Origin of the sequence: Sphingobacterium sp. lm-10, assembly GCF_023554555.1 — a bacterium.
In the GTDB taxonomy this organism is placed as follows: domain Bacteria; phylum Bacteroidota; class Bacteroidia; order Sphingobacteriales; family Sphingobacteriaceae; genus Sphingobacterium.
On sequence record NZ_JAMJWC010000003.1, the window covers coordinates 129,935 to 145,077 of the forward strand.

At 42.2% G+C, this 15,143-nt stretch carries 13 protein-coding genes; 9 read left to right on the forward strand and 4 right to left on the reverse strand.

Features of this window, described 5'->3' with window-relative positions; all coding sequences use genetic code 11:
• Positions 1 to 118: 118 nt before the first annotated feature.
• Positions 119 to 838: a ferritin-like domain-containing protein gene (locus tag M8998_RS15230; RefSeq protein ID WP_249994352.1), complete on the forward strand. Its 720-nt coding sequence runs from the start codon at positions 119 to 121 to the stop codon at positions 836 to 838.
• A gap of 23 nt (positions 839 to 861) precedes the next feature.
• Positions 862 to 1,695 carry a ferritin-like domain-containing protein gene (locus M8998_RS15235; protein ID WP_249994354.1) on the forward strand — a complete coding sequence of 278 codons (834 nt, stop codon included), beginning with the start codon at positions 862 to 864 and terminating at the stop codon, positions 1,693 to 1,695.
• Between the two features lie 253 nt (positions 1,696 to 1,948).
• On the opposite strand, the gene M8998_RS15240 is transcribed toward M8998_RS15235, so the two are convergent.
• Both M8998_RS15240 and M8998_RS15245 read right to left on the reverse strand, forming a co-directional pair.
• Positions 1,949 to 2,764 carry an anti-sigma factor gene (locus M8998_RS15240; RefSeq protein WP_249994356.1) on the reverse strand — a complete coding sequence of 272 codons (816 nt, stop codon included), beginning with the start codon at positions 2,762 to 2,764 and terminating at the stop codon, positions 1,949 to 1,951.
• Between the two features lie 5 nt (positions 2,765 to 2,769).
• Positions 2,770 to 3,336, reverse strand: a complete 567-nt coding sequence (locus M8998_RS15245) for an RNA polymerase sigma factor (RefSeq protein WP_249994358.1) — start codon at positions 3,334 to 3,336, stop codon at positions 2,770 to 2,772.
• A gap of 139 nt (positions 3,337 to 3,475) precedes the next feature.
• Between M8998_RS15245 and msrB the strand changes: the two genes are divergently transcribed.
• Positions 3,476 to 4,006 (forward strand): peptide-methionine (R)-S-oxide reductase MsrB, encoded by a 531-nt coding sequence (gene msrB, locus M8998_RS15250; protein WP_249994360.1) that lies wholly within the window; start codon positions 3,476 to 3,478, stop codon positions 4,004 to 4,006.
• 87 nt (positions 4,007 to 4,093) lie between these two features.
• Positions 4,094 to 4,657: a fasciclin domain-containing protein gene (locus M8998_RS15255; RefSeq protein ID WP_249994362.1), complete on the forward strand. Its 564-nt coding sequence runs from the start codon at positions 4,094 to 4,096 to the stop codon at positions 4,655 to 4,657.
• A 78-nt stretch (positions 4,658 to 4,735) separates the two neighbouring features.
• On the opposite strand, the gene pafA is transcribed toward M8998_RS15255, so the two are convergent.
• Both pafA and M8998_RS15265 read right to left on the reverse strand, forming a co-directional pair.
• Positions 4,736 to 6,382: an alkaline phosphatase PafA gene (pafA, locus tag M8998_RS15260; RefSeq protein ID WP_249994364.1), complete on the reverse strand. Its 1,647-nt coding sequence runs from the start codon at positions 6,380 to 6,382 to the stop codon at positions 4,736 to 4,738.
• Positions 6,383 to 6,553: 171 nt separating this feature from the next.
• Positions 6,554 to 6,766, reverse strand: coding sequence for a hypothetical protein (locus tag M8998_RS15265; RefSeq protein ID WP_249994368.1), 213 nt, complete (start codon positions 6,764 to 6,766; stop codon positions 6,554 to 6,556).
• Positions 6,767 to 7,397: 631 nt separating this feature from the next.
• On the opposite strand from M8998_RS15265, the gene M8998_RS15270 reads away from it, so the two are divergent.
• From M8998_RS15270 to M8998_RS15290, 5 genes are all read left to right on the forward strand, one after another.
• A complete protein-coding gene (locus tag M8998_RS15270) occupies positions 7,398 to 8,489 on the forward strand; it encodes a sensor histidine kinase (protein ID WP_249994370.1) in 1,092 nt (363 codons plus the stop codon).
• The gene (locus M8998_RS15275) at positions 8,486 to 9,241 is read left to right on the forward strand and encodes a LytR/AlgR family response regulator transcription factor (RefSeq protein WP_249994372.1); all 756 of its coding nucleotides are present in this window, start codon (positions 8,486 to 8,488) and stop codon (positions 9,239 to 9,241) included. The genes M8998_RS15270 and M8998_RS15275 overlap by 4 nt, the downstream gene beginning before the upstream one ends.
• Positions 9,242 to 9,388: 147 nt before the next feature.
• The gene (locus M8998_RS15280) at positions 9,389 to 10,528 is read left to right on the forward strand and encodes an efflux RND transporter periplasmic adaptor subunit (RefSeq protein WP_249994374.1); all 1,140 of its coding nucleotides are present in this window, start codon (positions 9,389 to 9,391) and stop codon (positions 10,526 to 10,528) included.
• A gap of 37 nt (positions 10,529 to 10,565) precedes the next feature.
• Positions 10,566 to 13,712, forward strand: a complete 3,147-nt coding sequence (locus tag M8998_RS15285; protein ID WP_249994376.1) for an efflux RND transporter permease subunit — start codon at positions 10,566 to 10,568, stop codon at positions 13,710 to 13,712.
• A 4-nt stretch (positions 13,713 to 13,716) separates the two neighbouring features.
• Entirely contained in the window at positions 13,717 to 15,132 is a 1,416-nt protein-coding gene (locus tag M8998_RS15290) for an efflux transporter outer membrane subunit (RefSeq protein ID WP_249994378.1), read from the forward strand.
• Positions 15,133 to 15,143 lie beyond the last annotated feature (11 nt).

Sequence of the window (15,143 nt, forward strand, 5' to 3'; positions counted from 1 at the left end):
GCCTTTTTGATGTCGTGAGGGCATATTATTAAAAATAATCATGCGGGTGAAAATCCAAGTAGGATGGTTTAATCGTACATGTCATAAAACTATCATATTAAAACTAAAATATATTGTCATGAAAGAAACAAACGCATTGAAAGACCAATTGTATGCGGAGGAATCCGATCATACAAGCAAAGGACTTCAAAGAAGAAACTTTTTGAAACTCGCTGGCGGCGGTCTCGCTGGTGTTGCTTTATTAAATTTTGCAAGCTGTAACAAAGATGATGGGCCAGACGATATGAATGGCAGTGGCTTCTATTTTGGAAGTGGTGATATTGCAATTTTAAATTATGCTTACGCTTTAGAGCAATTGGAAGCTGCATTTTATATTGAAGTAGCCAATAGACCATTTTCAGGAATATCTGATCTAGAAAGAACGTTGCTTACAGATGTACGTGACCATGAGGTAGCTCACCGCGAATTTTTCAAGGCTGCGCTAGGTAGAGGGGCTATTAACTCCTTAGAATTTGATTTCTCTGCAGTCAACTTTTCGAGCAGAGACAGTGTATTGGGTACAGCAAAAGTTTTTGAAGATTTAGGTGTATCTGCTTACAATGGTGCTGGATGGTTGATTAAAGATGAACAATATCTTTTGTTGGCAGGTAAAATTGTTTCTGTAGAGGCGCGTCACGCTGCGGTGATCCGTGATCTGATTAGTAATGGATCATTTGCGAACAGTGAAGTAATTGATAGCAATGGTCTGGATGTTTCTAACAGCCCAACGCAGGTTCTGCAGGCGGCAGCACCATTCATCAAGTCTAAAGTGGATGTCCGCGATCTACCTACTTATTAATTTCTAACTACAAACAGAACATCATGAATTTACAAAATATTTTCGAGTCAATTTCTCAGGTGGATCCTGAGTTCAACGAACGAATCAGTCCACGTCGTCAGGCTATTCGCAATATGTTCAATCTTGGACAGAAAGTGTCTTTAGCAGCGTTGCCTTTGGCAGTTACGGCTTTATTTAACAAAGCATATGGACAGTCTGCACCTACCGATGTGAATGGTGTATTGAATTATGCCCTAACATTGGAGTACCTGGAAGCAGAATACTATACGATCGGAGCGAGCCGTGCGGGCTTAATCCCTTCAGGTGCAGCTAGAGATGCTATCATTACAATCCGTGATCATGAAGTAGCTCACGTAGAATTTCTAAAAAGCGTGTTGCAAGGAAACGCGGTTTCTAAACCGACGTTTGACTTCACAGCAGGCGGAGCTTTTGCCAACGTATTTAGTGACTATGATACATTTTTGGCTTTGGCACAAGCTTTTGAAGATACAGGAGTACGTGCTTATAAAGGACAAGCCGGTATTTTGAAAGGAAACCGGGTGGTTTTGACAGCAGCTTTACAGATTCACTCTGTAGAAGCGCGTCACGCGGCACACGTGAGATCAATGCGTAGAGCGCGTGGTGGTGCAGCAGCTAACCAAAGACCTTGGATTACTGGAGCAAACGATTCTGGAATCGGAGCAGCAGTAGATCCAGTGTATGCAGGTGAAGATAACCTAATACAAGGAGGTGTAGATATTACTACATTAACAGGTGTTAGCGGTAGATTTACTCCAGCTATTGCCACACAGTCTTTTGACGAACCATTAACAGCACCAGCTGTATTAGATATTGCAGGTCTTTTTATTCAAGCGTAAGCTGATAAAGGCATTGCATGATTAGATTTGTAGGGAGGGGGATGTGAGAGTAAGGTCTGTTTCGATGAAACAGACCTTTTTTTGTCTACCTCTACACAGGACTTGTGCGCTGCAGTATTTTCCTATTGATAAGCACTATACTATATTATATTAATAAATGTATGGATGCTTGATATTGCTCAATAGATGTAAACTCCTATTCATTTAGAATGAAGCTTCAGTTATTAGTCCGAAAATAGTAGAAAAGAGTGAACTAGATTTGTCCGATCACTTGTAATTCAGAAAGAGTAGGGGAAGGGCTGCCACCTTTATTTTCCAAGGTAATGGCAAAAGCATGCGCTTCGGAGATCGATTTCATAGCATGCATTACTTCCTCTTTCATCAATGGAACTGTACCAGCGTCCACTGGTTGTCCGTCAATTAAGGCCCATAGTTGATATTGCTTGCCTTCTGGAGCATTGGGTAGTTTATCTGCCATGAGATAAACTTTGCTGTCTTCCTTATTCCAAAATACGACCGCACTTAACTCAGGATGGTTTTCCACACCAGCTAATGATACCATGCTGACTGCAGGATTTTGCAACATATCCAGACTTTTATAAGCATCTGCTAAAAGCAATTCTGTAGTACTGTTTTTAGTTTCGCTTTGAGCCATCGCAACATTAGTCGCGTTGCGCTGCTGATAAAGGTATGCGTTTACACCAATGCTACAAACCAATAAAGCTGTTGCAGCAGTCGCTAGAGGACTAAATTGGATGACACGACGATTCGGCACGGTGTTTGTAACAGGTGCATCGTATTCAACTTCGACCATTTCCGGTTTCTGATGAATATGGTCCTTCTCATTCTGTTCTAAGGTAGCCCAAATAGAGTCTCGCAAGTCCGCAGGAGGTGCGATCTCTTGTAGCGTGGCTGTATCTTCGAATAGGATCTCTACTTCTCTGATGGCCGCTTCTACTTCAGGATGTTTGTTGCGTACACAATCCAGTATGCTCACTTCCTCTTCGGTAGCGATACCTAGAACGTACGATTCTATAATTCCTGATGATATGTATTCTTTAATATCCACTGCCGTTATTGATATTCATTCAACACTTGTTTCAGCTGTAACAATGCCGCCCGCACCCTCGTTTTAACAGTTCCAATAGGTAGATCTAATTCTTCAGCGATTTCTTTTTGAGTATATCCCTGATAGTAAGCCAAGTCAATCAGCTTTCTCCATTCTGGTTTCAAAGCGTTTAACACTTCTTTGAGTCCAATTAAATCTGTTTTTTCTTGAGGTTCTGTCACAGCATAATTAGAACTCTCAGACCTATTTACGATATCGGGAAGCGATTGGTTTTTTTGTTCGTTCTTTACTCCCTTAGATTTTATATAATCTATTGCGGCGTTGCGCGCAATATTCAGCATCCAAGTGTATACGCGTCCCTTTTGTTGATCGAATTGTTCGATATGATTCCATATCTTAACAAATACATTTTGAATCACCTCATCAGCATAATTCTTATGTAAGACGATGCGAATCACTACTCCATATAGTGCACCAGAGTAACTATCATAAAGATAATTAAATGCTCTGCGATCCCTTTTTTGGAGCAAACTGATTAGCGTTTCTTCTGAAAGATGTCGTATTGGGCTCAATCAAATTGTATTTGTATCAAATGTAGGGATTACTTATCAAAAATCAAGACTCTTATAAATTTTCTTTCCATAGTACCATTATCCCTAAAACCATAAGCAATCTCCCGACGTATATAATAAAGTATTTAAAACTAAAACAATGAGAGCAATCAATACACATCCAATTTCTACGCTACTGTTCATGCTTGCCGTATTTTTTACGACAGGTGTCGCAGAAGCGCAAACGGACAACCCTTATTATAGCCGTACCGATATCAAAAAACTAAAAGTATCGAATGCCGAATGGAAGAAAATACTTCCGGCAGATCTTTACGCCGTTGCTCGCGAGGGTGCCACAGAACAGGCATTTACAGGCAAGTATACTGATTTGGATGATCCCGGCACGTATTACTGTGCCGTGTGTGGCAATCAGCTTTTCCGAGCGGACGCTAAATTTGCTTCCACTTGTGGCTGGCCCTCTTTTTATGAGCCGGTACGCAAAAAATCCGTTATCTACCTGAAAGATCTTTCCTATGGTATGGAACGTACAGAAGTACAATGTGGCCGGTGTGAATCTCACCTGGGTCATATTTTCGACGACGGACCTGAGCCGACTGGAAAGCGTTATTGTATGAATTCTATTAGTTTAGATTTTGAGCCTGATCATAAGGTTATTAACGATAAAAAATAAAAAAAAAGCTTGTTTTTACATCCAAAGTCAGCAAGCTATCGTAAATGAGAGAAACAACAATACAATTTATTCTATAAAAATATTATCATGAAAAAAGCAACATTATGGAGTGCAGCAGTTTTAGCACTGGCACTTTCCTCACAAGCAGTAGATGTGCAAGCACAAATGAAAGAAAAAACGGTTACCGTAGGAGGAGCTCCAATGTATCCGTCGAAAAATATTGTAGAAAATGCGGTTAATTCTAAAGACCACACCACATTGGTGGCTGCGGTAAAAGCAGCGGGATTAGTAGAAACATTATCCGGTAAAGGGCCTTTCACTGTTTTCGCACCAACAAATGCTGCATTCGATATGCTTCCAGCTGGTACGGTAGAAACCTTAGTTAAGCCAGAAAACAAAGCAATGTTGACAAATATCTTGACTTACCATGTGGTACCGGGTAAATTGGATGCAAAAGCAATCTGGAAAAAGTTGGACAAAGATGGTAAAGCACAATTGACTACGGTTCAAGGAGAGAAACTAACCATCTGGAAAAAAGATAAGGATTTATACATCAAAGATAGCAAAGGTGGAGATGCTAAAATCACTATTGCAGACGTAAACCAATCTAATGGCGTGATCCATGTAATTGATCACGTATTGATGCCCTAACGATTAATATAATTGGTCGATTGTGTTTGAATATTAAATGTGTGAAGCCTCCATCGTTTTCGATGGAGGCTTTATTATTTAATGGCTTAGTACTTCTGTAATCGGCTTGCCAATACTACCGTTTGGCTCCATAATATGTAGCAGCGAAGATATAGTTGGCGCGATGTCAATAATTTCTACCGGCCTATTACTTTTCCCTTGTGGAATTCCCCAGCCCATAAAAATCAACGGAATATGAGAATCATAAGGTGACCAGACGCCGTGTGTAGTACCTGGAGAGCGTGGTGTGCCAGCATACCATTGCGGGTCTACGATAATTTGTATAGATCCGCTTCGTTTGCGATTATAACCATTAATGATCTTCTCGCGCAGTGGAGCTGGAAGCAACATGTTTTGATGACCTTCCAAATCAACAACGTAGGCAATTCCTTCTTCCTTATTCAGGGTTTTGATCACCCTATTTCGGATAGCAGTATCATCAAGGCTCAGAGAATCTATTAAGCTATTATTAAGATGTACTTGATAATTCGTTAAGCTAATCACAAGCCCGTCTTGACCAAATTGCTCCTTTAGTACTTCGTTTAAGTTGCGTTGAATTTGCCGGCTAAATAAATACCCTCCGCTTCCTTTTTGATCGGTATAATACAATGGATTGTACGAAACTGCGTGGTCTGCTGTCAGAAAAAAAGTGTAATTTCCCTCACCGACGGTGTCGTCCAGGTATTTCAAAAATTCAGCAATGTCCTGGTCCAGTCTCAGGTAAGTGTCTTCAATCTCCACAGAAGACAGTGAATATCGGTGGCCGATATAATCAGTGGCGGATAGACTGACGCACAAGAAATCTGTCTGTGCATCTGGATTATTGCCCAGTTGTTCATTTTTGATAGCGTCCTTCGCGAAATCTAATGTGAAAGTATTGCCTTGCGGCATCGTTTTTATCAACTCCAAACCTGCGTCCTTAACGAGTTCAGAAGTCTTTCTCGGAAATACAGGCTTATCTTCACCAGGCCACGTACCTTCATAAATATTGTCATCGGCAATACTATTGACATAGCTGTTGATTGGATAGAGTGTATTCCAATCTTGGTTGATGTATTTGGTGGCTAAATCCTGACTGTTGAAATTATTGACCCATTTGGGTAGCGCATCCATGTAAAATGTACTGGAAATCCAGTTGCCTGATTTGCTATCAAACCAGTAAGCTGCATTCGCCAGATGACCGGCAGGTAATATCCCCCCGCGATCTTTAATGGAAATTCCCACCACCTTCGATCTAAAATTGGTAGCTAAGCGCAACTCATCAGTTACGGTAGAAGCCAATAGGTTCCTCGGTGATTGCTGTCCTTCTTTGCCATCTGCTCCCAAGCCTTTGACCAGATCATCTTCGGTACAATACATCGATTGTCCAGTAGCTTGCTCAATCCAGTCATTTCCCGCGATCCCATGAATCGAGGGAACCGAGCCCGTATATACGGAGCTATGTCCTATTGCAGTAAAAGTAGGTACATAATTGATCAGGGTATTTTCACAGGAGAATCCTTGTTTTAACAATCGTTTAAACCCATCATCTCCATATCGGTCAGCAAAACGATAAAGGTAATCCCATCGCATCTGATCGACCATTAAACCGACCACTAGTTTTGGTCGTTCCACCTGTGCGTAAGAATTAGAAGTGATACAGCATGCCAGTGCATACCAGAAAATAAGAAATGAAATCTTTTTCATAATTGTAAATACCAGGATCAATGAGCCAGCAAATTTAACAAATCTTTTGGGATCGATTTGAAAGGCTTTGTCACGATATAGTTGGCATTTGGCATTCGAACGCCACAAAAATTCATTTGTTTTTCATCACGAAAAAAGGTCGTGATACTGGCATAGATATAGTAGATCAATTTACATACGCGGTGATTCCGGCTTATTGTAATCCACAGAATCTCCCGTAATGGAATCCAATTGTACGCTGTCCTGGAGATCGGGCGTTTGATCAAAGGAGCGATTTTGTTCCTCAATTTGGTCTGTACCCTTTTTATTTTCTTGCGTGTTGTCGCACGACGTAACGATCAGGGTGCTGAATAGTAGCGTTGCACCTAATAAATTTGTTCTCATGATGTTGTCTATCTATTTGTGAGTGATATAAATACTGTTGAAAGAACAAGAAGTGAGTAAAAATGTTATTTCCGGGGCATAAAAAAAGGTTTTCAAACGGGGAGAATGAAAACCTTTACTAACCAATTATAAACCTAAATTATGATGACACAAAGATAGTGTAAAAAGTACACTATTCAAATCTTTTTGAAAAAATTTAGTTTTTAGACAAAATTTTGACAATTAATCTTGAACGTTAATTACCAAGCAGGCGTTTGAAAACCGGGTTATGAGAAGGTAAGCATTAGAAAAGAAAGGTTTTAAAAGACAAAAGTCATCCGGGGGGTGGATGACTGATGCTTATTATATGCTGTGTAAAAAAATGTGCTAATGTATTGTATCGGATAGTTACAAAGTCGATGCCAATCGCAGCATTTACCCATGCTATTACGTAGTATTAACTGCTAAATACCGTAATAAACGCAGGTTTATCGTGTAAATACGGTATATTTTTGATTACGCTTCAGTCTGTTAATCATCGTTTTCAGTTTAATATATGGGAGCTTTGGTCATATTAGGCTGTACGCAAGGGTTAAAATTTGCAAATTTGTATTGTGGGTAATCGGTAACCTGAAAATAAATAATTTGATGAATGAATAATACCAGAGATAGCTTCCTGAATAACACGGCCAAGCGGATAATCTACGTAGTGTCTGCTTTTCTCCTGCTGTACCTAGTGGTATACTTGATGGATCCATTCTCTGTCTATTGGGATACATTCTTCACGCGTCCTGGTGATCAGGTGCTTTTAGATCTGATGACATCCTTATTATTTTGCTTTCTAATATCCGAGTCGAGCATTAATATTGGTAAATGGCTGAATACAAAGATCTCCTGGACGCAGTATCCGGGGAAGAGGCTTGCTGCCGAAACAATCTTGAACCTTACGGTCGTCATGCTGATTAATCAATTATTCAGTCTGATTTGTCCTTATATATTTGCAGATCAGCCTATTGCAGACAATAATCCGTTAGCCATGGAAGCGGAAACGCGGGAAATGCTGCGTTGGGTGTTAGTGAGTATTGTGATCTCCTTGATGATCATGGGAATCAATATTGGGAATTATCTTGTTGTAAACTGGAAGAACGAGGCTATCCGCTCAGCAGAACTTAGCCAAGTAGCCATGGAGGCAGAATTGCAATCCTTGAAGCTCCAAATAGATCCTCATTTTGTATTTAATAATCTCAGCGTACTTTCAGAGCTTATTTTGGAAAACCAGCAGGTAGGATACGAATATGCCGAGAATTTTAGCCGAATTTATCGGTACCTTTTGGTCAATGCTAAAAAAGATGTGCTTACACTTGATGAAGAGTTAAAGTTTCTAACACCTTATCGCTATCTCATACAGCAGCGTTTTGGCGATGGTGTACAGTTTGATATACAGGTAGATCCTCAATACCGTTCTTATCACTTGCCGCCGCTTACTTTACAGCTTTTAGTAGAAAATGCTTTAAAACATAACAAAACGAGCAAACGAGACCCGTTGCAGATAAGAATACATACCACAGATGCTGGAGAATTACTAGTAGAAAATACGCTTCTTCCGCTAGGAAAAGAGATTCCATCATCTGGAATTGGTATTAAGAATATTAAACGTAGATACAAATTACTATCTACAGCAGAGCCTAATATTCAGCAGGATGAAGATACTTTCGCCGTTACACTTCCACTGTTTAAATTATGAAAATACTCATCGTTGAAGACGAAAAACCGAATGCAGACCGCTTAAAGCGACTAATTAAAGAGCTTAGGCCGAGAGCCGAAGTGATTGGTGTATTGGAATGCGTTTCCGAAACACTGGATTGGTTAGCAGCCAATGCCTGCCCAGATGTTATGCTGATGGATGTGCGATTATCCGACGGATTGAGTTTTGAAATTTTAGAACGCAAACCAATTGATTGTCCTATTATTTTTACCACAGCGTATGACGAGTATGCAGTACGTGCTTTCAAACACAACAGCATTGATTATTTGCTAAAACCTGTGGAGAAAGAAGAACTGTCTGCCGCGTTGGAGAAATTGGAATCTCAGCAACATCCGAGTGTATTAAACCAGCATGCTTTAGATGATTTGATCCACTTCTTTCAACCTAAGCCTTTTCGCAAGCGTTTTTTACTTCCCTATAAGGATGGGTATAAATCCATCTTAGTGCAGGATGTCATTTATTTTTATTCCGAATGGAAAATTACAAGAGCACGTCTTTCAGATGGTAGTGAGGAAGTGATTCCTTTAACGATGGAAGAGTTAGAGCAACAGGTGGATTCTTCGGTTTTCTTCCGCGCTAATCGTCAGTTCATCGTATGTGTCGATGCTATAGGTCAAGTGCATAATTATTTCAATGGTAAGCTTAAAGTAGATATTAAACAGAATCCAGCATTAGAGGTGATCATCAGCCGCGAAAAGGCATCCCTATTTAAAAATTGGTTGAATTATTAATAATTCACTATTCATTCAAAATAAGCCGTTACTTCAGAATCCTTAGGGTATCGCTTGAGTACCCAAATTTTACACTTCGGTAAACTTGGCTGACATTTACATTTACCTATTTACTTAATTTTGCATTTCAAAATAGAATTTTACGATATGAAAAAGCGTATCCTCGCGAACAGAATAATGATGATCTTCACATGGGGTCTGGCCACTTTTGGAATTTTGATATCCTGCGGAACGAAAGAAGAATCAGCACCAGCACCGGCCACGCCCGATGTTGACTTTCTAGCATTGCATTCCGGGTCAGCACAGGTAGAAAAGAGATACCCAGGATCGATTGAAGGAATTGTAAATGTAGATATCAAAGCTCAGGTGAGCGGTTATCTGGATCAGATCTTTGTGCAGGAAGGTGGATATGTGCAGAAAGGACAATCGCTGTTTCGCATTAAAGCCGATGTGTTCAACGAGCAAGTAAACAGCAGCCGCGCAGTATACGAGGCCGCATTGGCAGCAGAGCAGAGTGCCAAGATTGAATTAGAGAAAGTACGGCCTTTGGTTGCCGGCAAGGTCTACACGGAGTTGCAGCTTGAAGCAGCAGAGGCCACTTATGCCGCGGCTAAAGCGCAGGTGTCTCAGGCTCGTTCTGCACTCGGATCTTCCGAGATCAATGCCGACTTCAGCTTGATCAAAGCGCCGGTAAGTGGTTATATAGGTCGTATTCCTAAGCGTATTGGTAATCTGGTAACCCCTAATGATGCTACGCCTATGACAACGCTGTCGGAGATCAACGAAGTTAATGTCTATTTTTCCCTAACGGAAGCAGATTTTATCGCTTTTGTAAAGGACAGTAAAACCGATCAGGGGATCGATGCCGTGAAATTCATTATGGCAGATGGTACTACCTATACGCATCCGGGGCGATTGGAAATAGCCAGTGGAAATATTGATCGTACCACGGGTAGCATCGCAATGAAAGCCACGTTCCCAAATCCGGATAAAGCTTTACGCTCGGGCGGTGCCGGAAAGGTAATCCTGACGCGAACCATTGCTGATGCGCTGACCATTCCAATGGCTAGTGTGCGCGATATTCAAGACCGCTTCTTCGTGTTCTCCTTGGCAGACAGCAATAAGGTCGTGATGAAGCCAATAGATATCACCGGCAAGTCGGGCAACAATTATATTGTGAAATCCGGACTCAAGCAAGGTGAAAAAATAGCCCTAAACCGGATTGATGTGCTCAATGAAGGCATGGTGGTGGAGCCAACCCTTGCGGCAGACACGCTCAAAAATTAGTATCTATCTCTAAACATAGTATAAAGCAATAGTATCCATGATACGAGGAATAATCGACCGGCCCGTGTTGGCGACGGTCATATCAGTCATATTTGTCATCCTGGGAGTGATTGGTCTTTTGCGTTTACCGCAGACCCGGTTTCCAGATATAGCGCCGCCTACGGTGCAGGTGTCAGGAAGTTATCCTGGCGGAAATAGTGAGACCGTGTTGCGCTCGGTCGTAACACCATTGGAAGAACAAATCAATGGGGTGGAGGATATGGAATACATCACTTCCACAGCCAGTAATGATGGAACTTTTTCCGTGCGTGTTGTCTTCAAGCAGGGCGTAGATCCGGATCAGGCAGCAGTAAATGTGCAGAATCGTGTGCAACAAGCTACGCCGATCCTGCCGCAGGAGGTGATTCGAATGGGGTTAACGACTTCGAAGCAGCAAAACAGCATGATTATGATCTTCAGTATATACACCGAAGATAATGATCGGTACGATGAGCTTTTTCTGCAAAATTATGCCAATATCAACCTGATACCACAAATCAAACGGGTGCCGGGAGTGGGGCAAGCACAGGTTTTTGGGGCAAAAGATTATTCGATGCGCGTGTGGTTAAATCCGCAAAAGATGTTTAGTTACAATCTGGTGCCCGACGATGTGACAGCGGCTATTGCTAAACAGAGTTTGGAGTCGGCGCCCGGAAAGCTGGGGGAAGAGTCGGAAGCAGCACTCGAATATGTAATTCGGTATAAAGGAAAGAAAACACAGCCCGAGGAGTACGAAAACATCGTCGTGAAACGAAATGGTACAGATCTGGTACGGTTAAAAGACGTGGCTCGGGTAGAGTTCGGATCCATTAGTTACAGTGGCGATAATCGTTTCAATGGTAAGAATGCCGTCACTATTGCCATTCTGCAAACTTCTGGTTCCAATGCCAACGAGATTGAAATTGGCGTGCGAGAAGAGTTAGCGAATGCCGCTAAAAGATTCCCTCCGGGTATCAACCAAAGCAGCTTGATGAGTACCAAAGAACGCTTGGACGAGGCAACGGGGCAAGTTAAATCTACTTTGATCGAAGCCTTTTTGCTGGTATTCGTAGTGGTTTTTCTTTTTCTTCAAGATTGGAGGTCTACTATTATTCCTGCCATTGCAGTTCCAGTGGCTATTGTGGGTACTTTCTTCTTTTTGTTAGCCTTTGGTTTTACCATCAACATCCTCACCTTATTTGCACTCGTGCTGGCGATTGGTATTGTCGTCGATGATGCGATTGTCGTTGTCGAGGCAGTACATGGTAAACTGGAAAGTTCTACCATGAACGCGCGGGAAGCAACACATAGTGCGATGAGCGAAATCACCGGTGCCGTAATTTCCATTACTTTGGTGATGTCCGCGGTATTTATTCCGATCGGTTTTATGACCGGATCATCCGGAATATTTTACAAGCAGTTTGCCTATACCTTAGCGATCGCGATTATCATATCGGCCATTAACGCCTTGACATTGACTCCTGCGCTGTGTGCTTTATTGTTGAAAAATCAACATCACGGCGACGAAGACGAGGGCAAAAAAGCAGGATTTGGAGGCCGTTTTTTCAAAGCTTTCAATACCAGTTTCCACCACATGACAAATCGTTATGTCGTCGGCGTACAATTTTTGGCTAAACGAAAATGGCTGGCTACCGGTTTTATCGCGTTGATTACGGCAGGAGCGATTTATATCATGAATAGTACTTCCCGCAGCTTTGTGCCGATGGAGGATGATAATTTCATCGTCTATAGTTTGAGTATGCCTCCAGGTACTGCGCTAGATCGTACTACGGTAGTGGCAGAGAAGATCAACGCTCTTCTGATGGATATGGAAGCGGTAGAGAGTAATTCGGGTATTACGGGTTTCAATATCTTGAGTAATAGTGCTGGACCAGCCTATGCGATGGGATTTGTCAAATTAAAAAACAAGAAGGATCGGGGTGAGATCAACGATATCGATGAGATCTTGGGTATCATTTCAGCCAAATTTGCTGGGGTAAAAGAGGGTACTATCATGGCTTTCCGCTCGCCGCCGGTAGATGGATATGGAATGACCTCGGGAGCGGAGTTGGTATTACAAGATCGCATGGGCAATAACCCGACTGCTTTGAAAGAAAGAGCAGATGAAGTGATTGGACAGATTATGCAACAACCCGGTGTACAGTATGCGTATACGATGTTTAGAGCTGATTTTCCACAATTCGAATTAGAAGTGGATGAAGATAAAGCCGCCCAAATTGGGGTTGATGTCAGCGCTATGTTAGGCGCAATACAAACCTATTTTGCAGGAGATCAGTCGTTGAACTTCACTCGTTTTGGTAAGTTTTACCGCGTTAACATCAAAGCCGATGGTATTTTTAGAACAGATGAAGAAGCTTTCAATGAAATCTTTGTACGCAATGACGTGGGAGAGATGGTACCTGTTAAATCCATGGTAACCTTGAACAAAGTGTATGGTCCGGAGTCCGTCAACCGCTACAACTTATACAATTCGGTCACTATTAATGTCGTAGCCAATCCAGGGACGAGTAATGGGGCGATCATGGATGATTTAGAGAAAAATGTATTGAGCAAATTGCCTGGCGATTACAGTTTTGAGTGGACTGGCTTAAGTTTAGAAGAGAAATCGGCGGGTAATCAAACGCTGGTCATTCTGATGCTAAGTATTCTCTTTGTTTACTTTTTGCTCTCTGCACAGTACGAAAGCTATCTATTGCCATTGGCCGTATTACTTTCTATTCCAACCGGTATACTAGGCGCATTCTTAGGTATACGGGCGATAGGATTAGATAATAATATTTACGTGCAGGTAGGTCTCATCATGCTAATTGGATTATTAGCCAAGAATGCTATTTTGATTGTGGAGTTTGCGGTACAGCGACGCAAAGCGGGCCTCTCTATCTTGGAGTCGGCACTAGAAGGATCCAGAGCTCGGCTTCGCCCGATTATCATGACATCTCTCGCATTTATTGCAGGTATGATTCCTTTGATGCTCGCTACAGGCGGTTCAGCTTCGGGAAATAAGTCGATTAGTACTGGAGCTGCTATGGGCATGTTGAGCGGTGTAATATTAGGGGTTTTCGTCATTCCAATATTGTACATTTTCTTCCAATACCTACAGGAGTTGGTTTCAGGAAAACCTAAAGTTACACCTACAAAAGATTAAAACGATGAGACAGCTAACAAAATCCGTTCTGTCCGTCATGGCGATAGCCATTGTGCTGACGTCGTGCCAGGTAGGACGCAACTATGCAAGACCAGAATTGGACTTGCCAGAAAATTATAGAGAAGAGATCTCGGGAGTGACTGCTGATAGCGTATTATTACCTTTGAACATATTTTTTAAGGATAAGATTCTGTTATCCTTAATCGATAGGGCATTGGAACATAACAACGATATTATGGTGGCCAAGTTGTCCATGGATCAGTTAGAGTTAACGTACAAACAAGCCAAACTGCAACTGCTGCCCACGCTGGATTTAGCGGTTGGAGCAAATAGAATGTGGCTTTCGCGTAACTCCCTAAATGGTTCATTGAGCGAACAGTTTTTGGGCACTCCCTACATGGATGATTATACGGCGACACTTCGGCTTTCCTGGGAAGCAGATATATGGGGCAAAGTACCGATGCAACGTGAAGGTGCATGGGCTAGTTATTTTGCGCAGCGAGAGAATATGAATGCGCTGAAAACCCGAATTGTAGCGCAGGTAGCACAGGCTTATTATTCCCTCATCACGTTAGATGAACAGCTGAAGGTGGCGCAACGTAATGTCGCGCTGGGAGACAGCACCTTGGCGATGATAAGGCTACAATATCAATCTGCTATGACCAGTTCTTTGGCTTTAGATCAAGCAGAAGCCCAAAAGAAGACCGCTGAACTGTTGATTCCTCTGGCTAAACAAAATATAGCCATACAGGAAAATGCGATCAATATCCTATGTGGTAGTTTTCCTTCTGCGTTGGAACGTGCGGGCAGCCTGAAGGCAGCCATGCCCGAAGAATTTTTCGATACCGGCGTGCCGGCGTTATTGCTCAGCAGGCGACCGGATGTGAAAGCGGCAGAATATGCTATCATCAGCGCAAATGCGCAAACAGGATTGGCTAAGGCAGCGATGTATCCTGCTTTAAGTCTGACGCCTTCAATCGGTGTCAATTCCTTTCGGTTCAACACTTGGTTTGACTTACCCGGTTCGATTGTGAAGACGGTAGCGGGGAATTTAACGCAACCCATTTTTCAAAAAAGAGAGTTGAAAACGGCTTACGAGATTGCTCAGATCGAGCAAGAAAAAGCAGCTGTCCAATTTCGACAATCGGTGTTGACGGCAGTAGGAGAGGTTTCGGATGCGTTAGCCATGTCTAACCATGCAGATGAACGTCTCGTATTAGTCGAAGCGAAGAAAAGCTACTTAGACAAGGCAACCAACGATGCTTTGCTTCTGTACCGAAGCAGTATGGCGACCTATCTTGAAGTCATCACGGCGCAGAATAGCGCGTTGGAAAATGAACTGGAAGCCATTAACATCAAGCGTGAAAAATTACAAGCGATCACGGATTTGTATCGTGCCCTAGGCGGTGGAGTAGAATAATAATCCATGCT

What these genes read in the sequence shown, in the direction of transcription:
- M8998_RS15230 (WP_249994352.1), top strand. Translation starts at nt 119, where the DNA reads ATGAAAGAAACAAACGCATTGAAAGACCAATTGTATGCGGAGGAATCC.
- M8998_RS15235 (WP_249994354.1), top strand. Translation starts at nt 862, where the DNA reads ATGAATTTACAAAATATTTTCGAGTCAATTTCTCAGGTGGATCCTGAG.
- msrB (WP_249994360.1), top strand. Translation starts at nt 3,476, where the DNA reads ATGAGAGCAATCAATACACATCCAATTTCTACGCTACTGTTCATGCTT.
- M8998_RS15255 (WP_249994362.1), top strand. Translation starts at nt 4,094, where the DNA reads ATGAAAAAAGCAACATTATGGAGTGCAGCAGTTTTAGCACTGGCACTT.
- pafA (WP_249994364.1), bottom strand. Translation starts at nt 6,382, where the DNA reads ATGAAAAAGATTTCATTTCTTATTTTCTGGTATGCACTGGCATGCTGT.
- M8998_RS15265 (WP_249994368.1), bottom strand. Translation starts at nt 6,766, where the DNA reads ATGAGAACAAATTTATTAGGTGCAACGCTACTATTCAGCACCCTGATC.
- M8998_RS15270 (WP_249994370.1), top strand. Translation starts at nt 7,398, where the DNA reads ATGAATAATACCAGAGATAGCTTCCTGAATAACACGGCCAAGCGGATA.
- M8998_RS15275 (WP_249994372.1), top strand. Translation starts at nt 8,486, where the DNA reads ATGAAAATACTCATCGTTGAAGACGAAAAACCGAATGCAGACCGCTTA.
- M8998_RS15280 (WP_249994374.1), top strand. Translation starts at nt 9,389, where the DNA reads ATGAAAAAGCGTATCCTCGCGAACAGAATAATGATGATCTTCACATGG.
- M8998_RS15285 (WP_249994376.1), top strand. Translation starts at nt 10,566, where the DNA reads ATGATACGAGGAATAATCGACCGGCCCGTGTTGGCGACGGTCATATCA.
- M8998_RS15290 (WP_249994378.1), top strand. Translation starts at nt 13,717, where the DNA reads ATGAGACAGCTAACAAAATCCGTTCTGTCCGTCATGGCGATAGCCATT.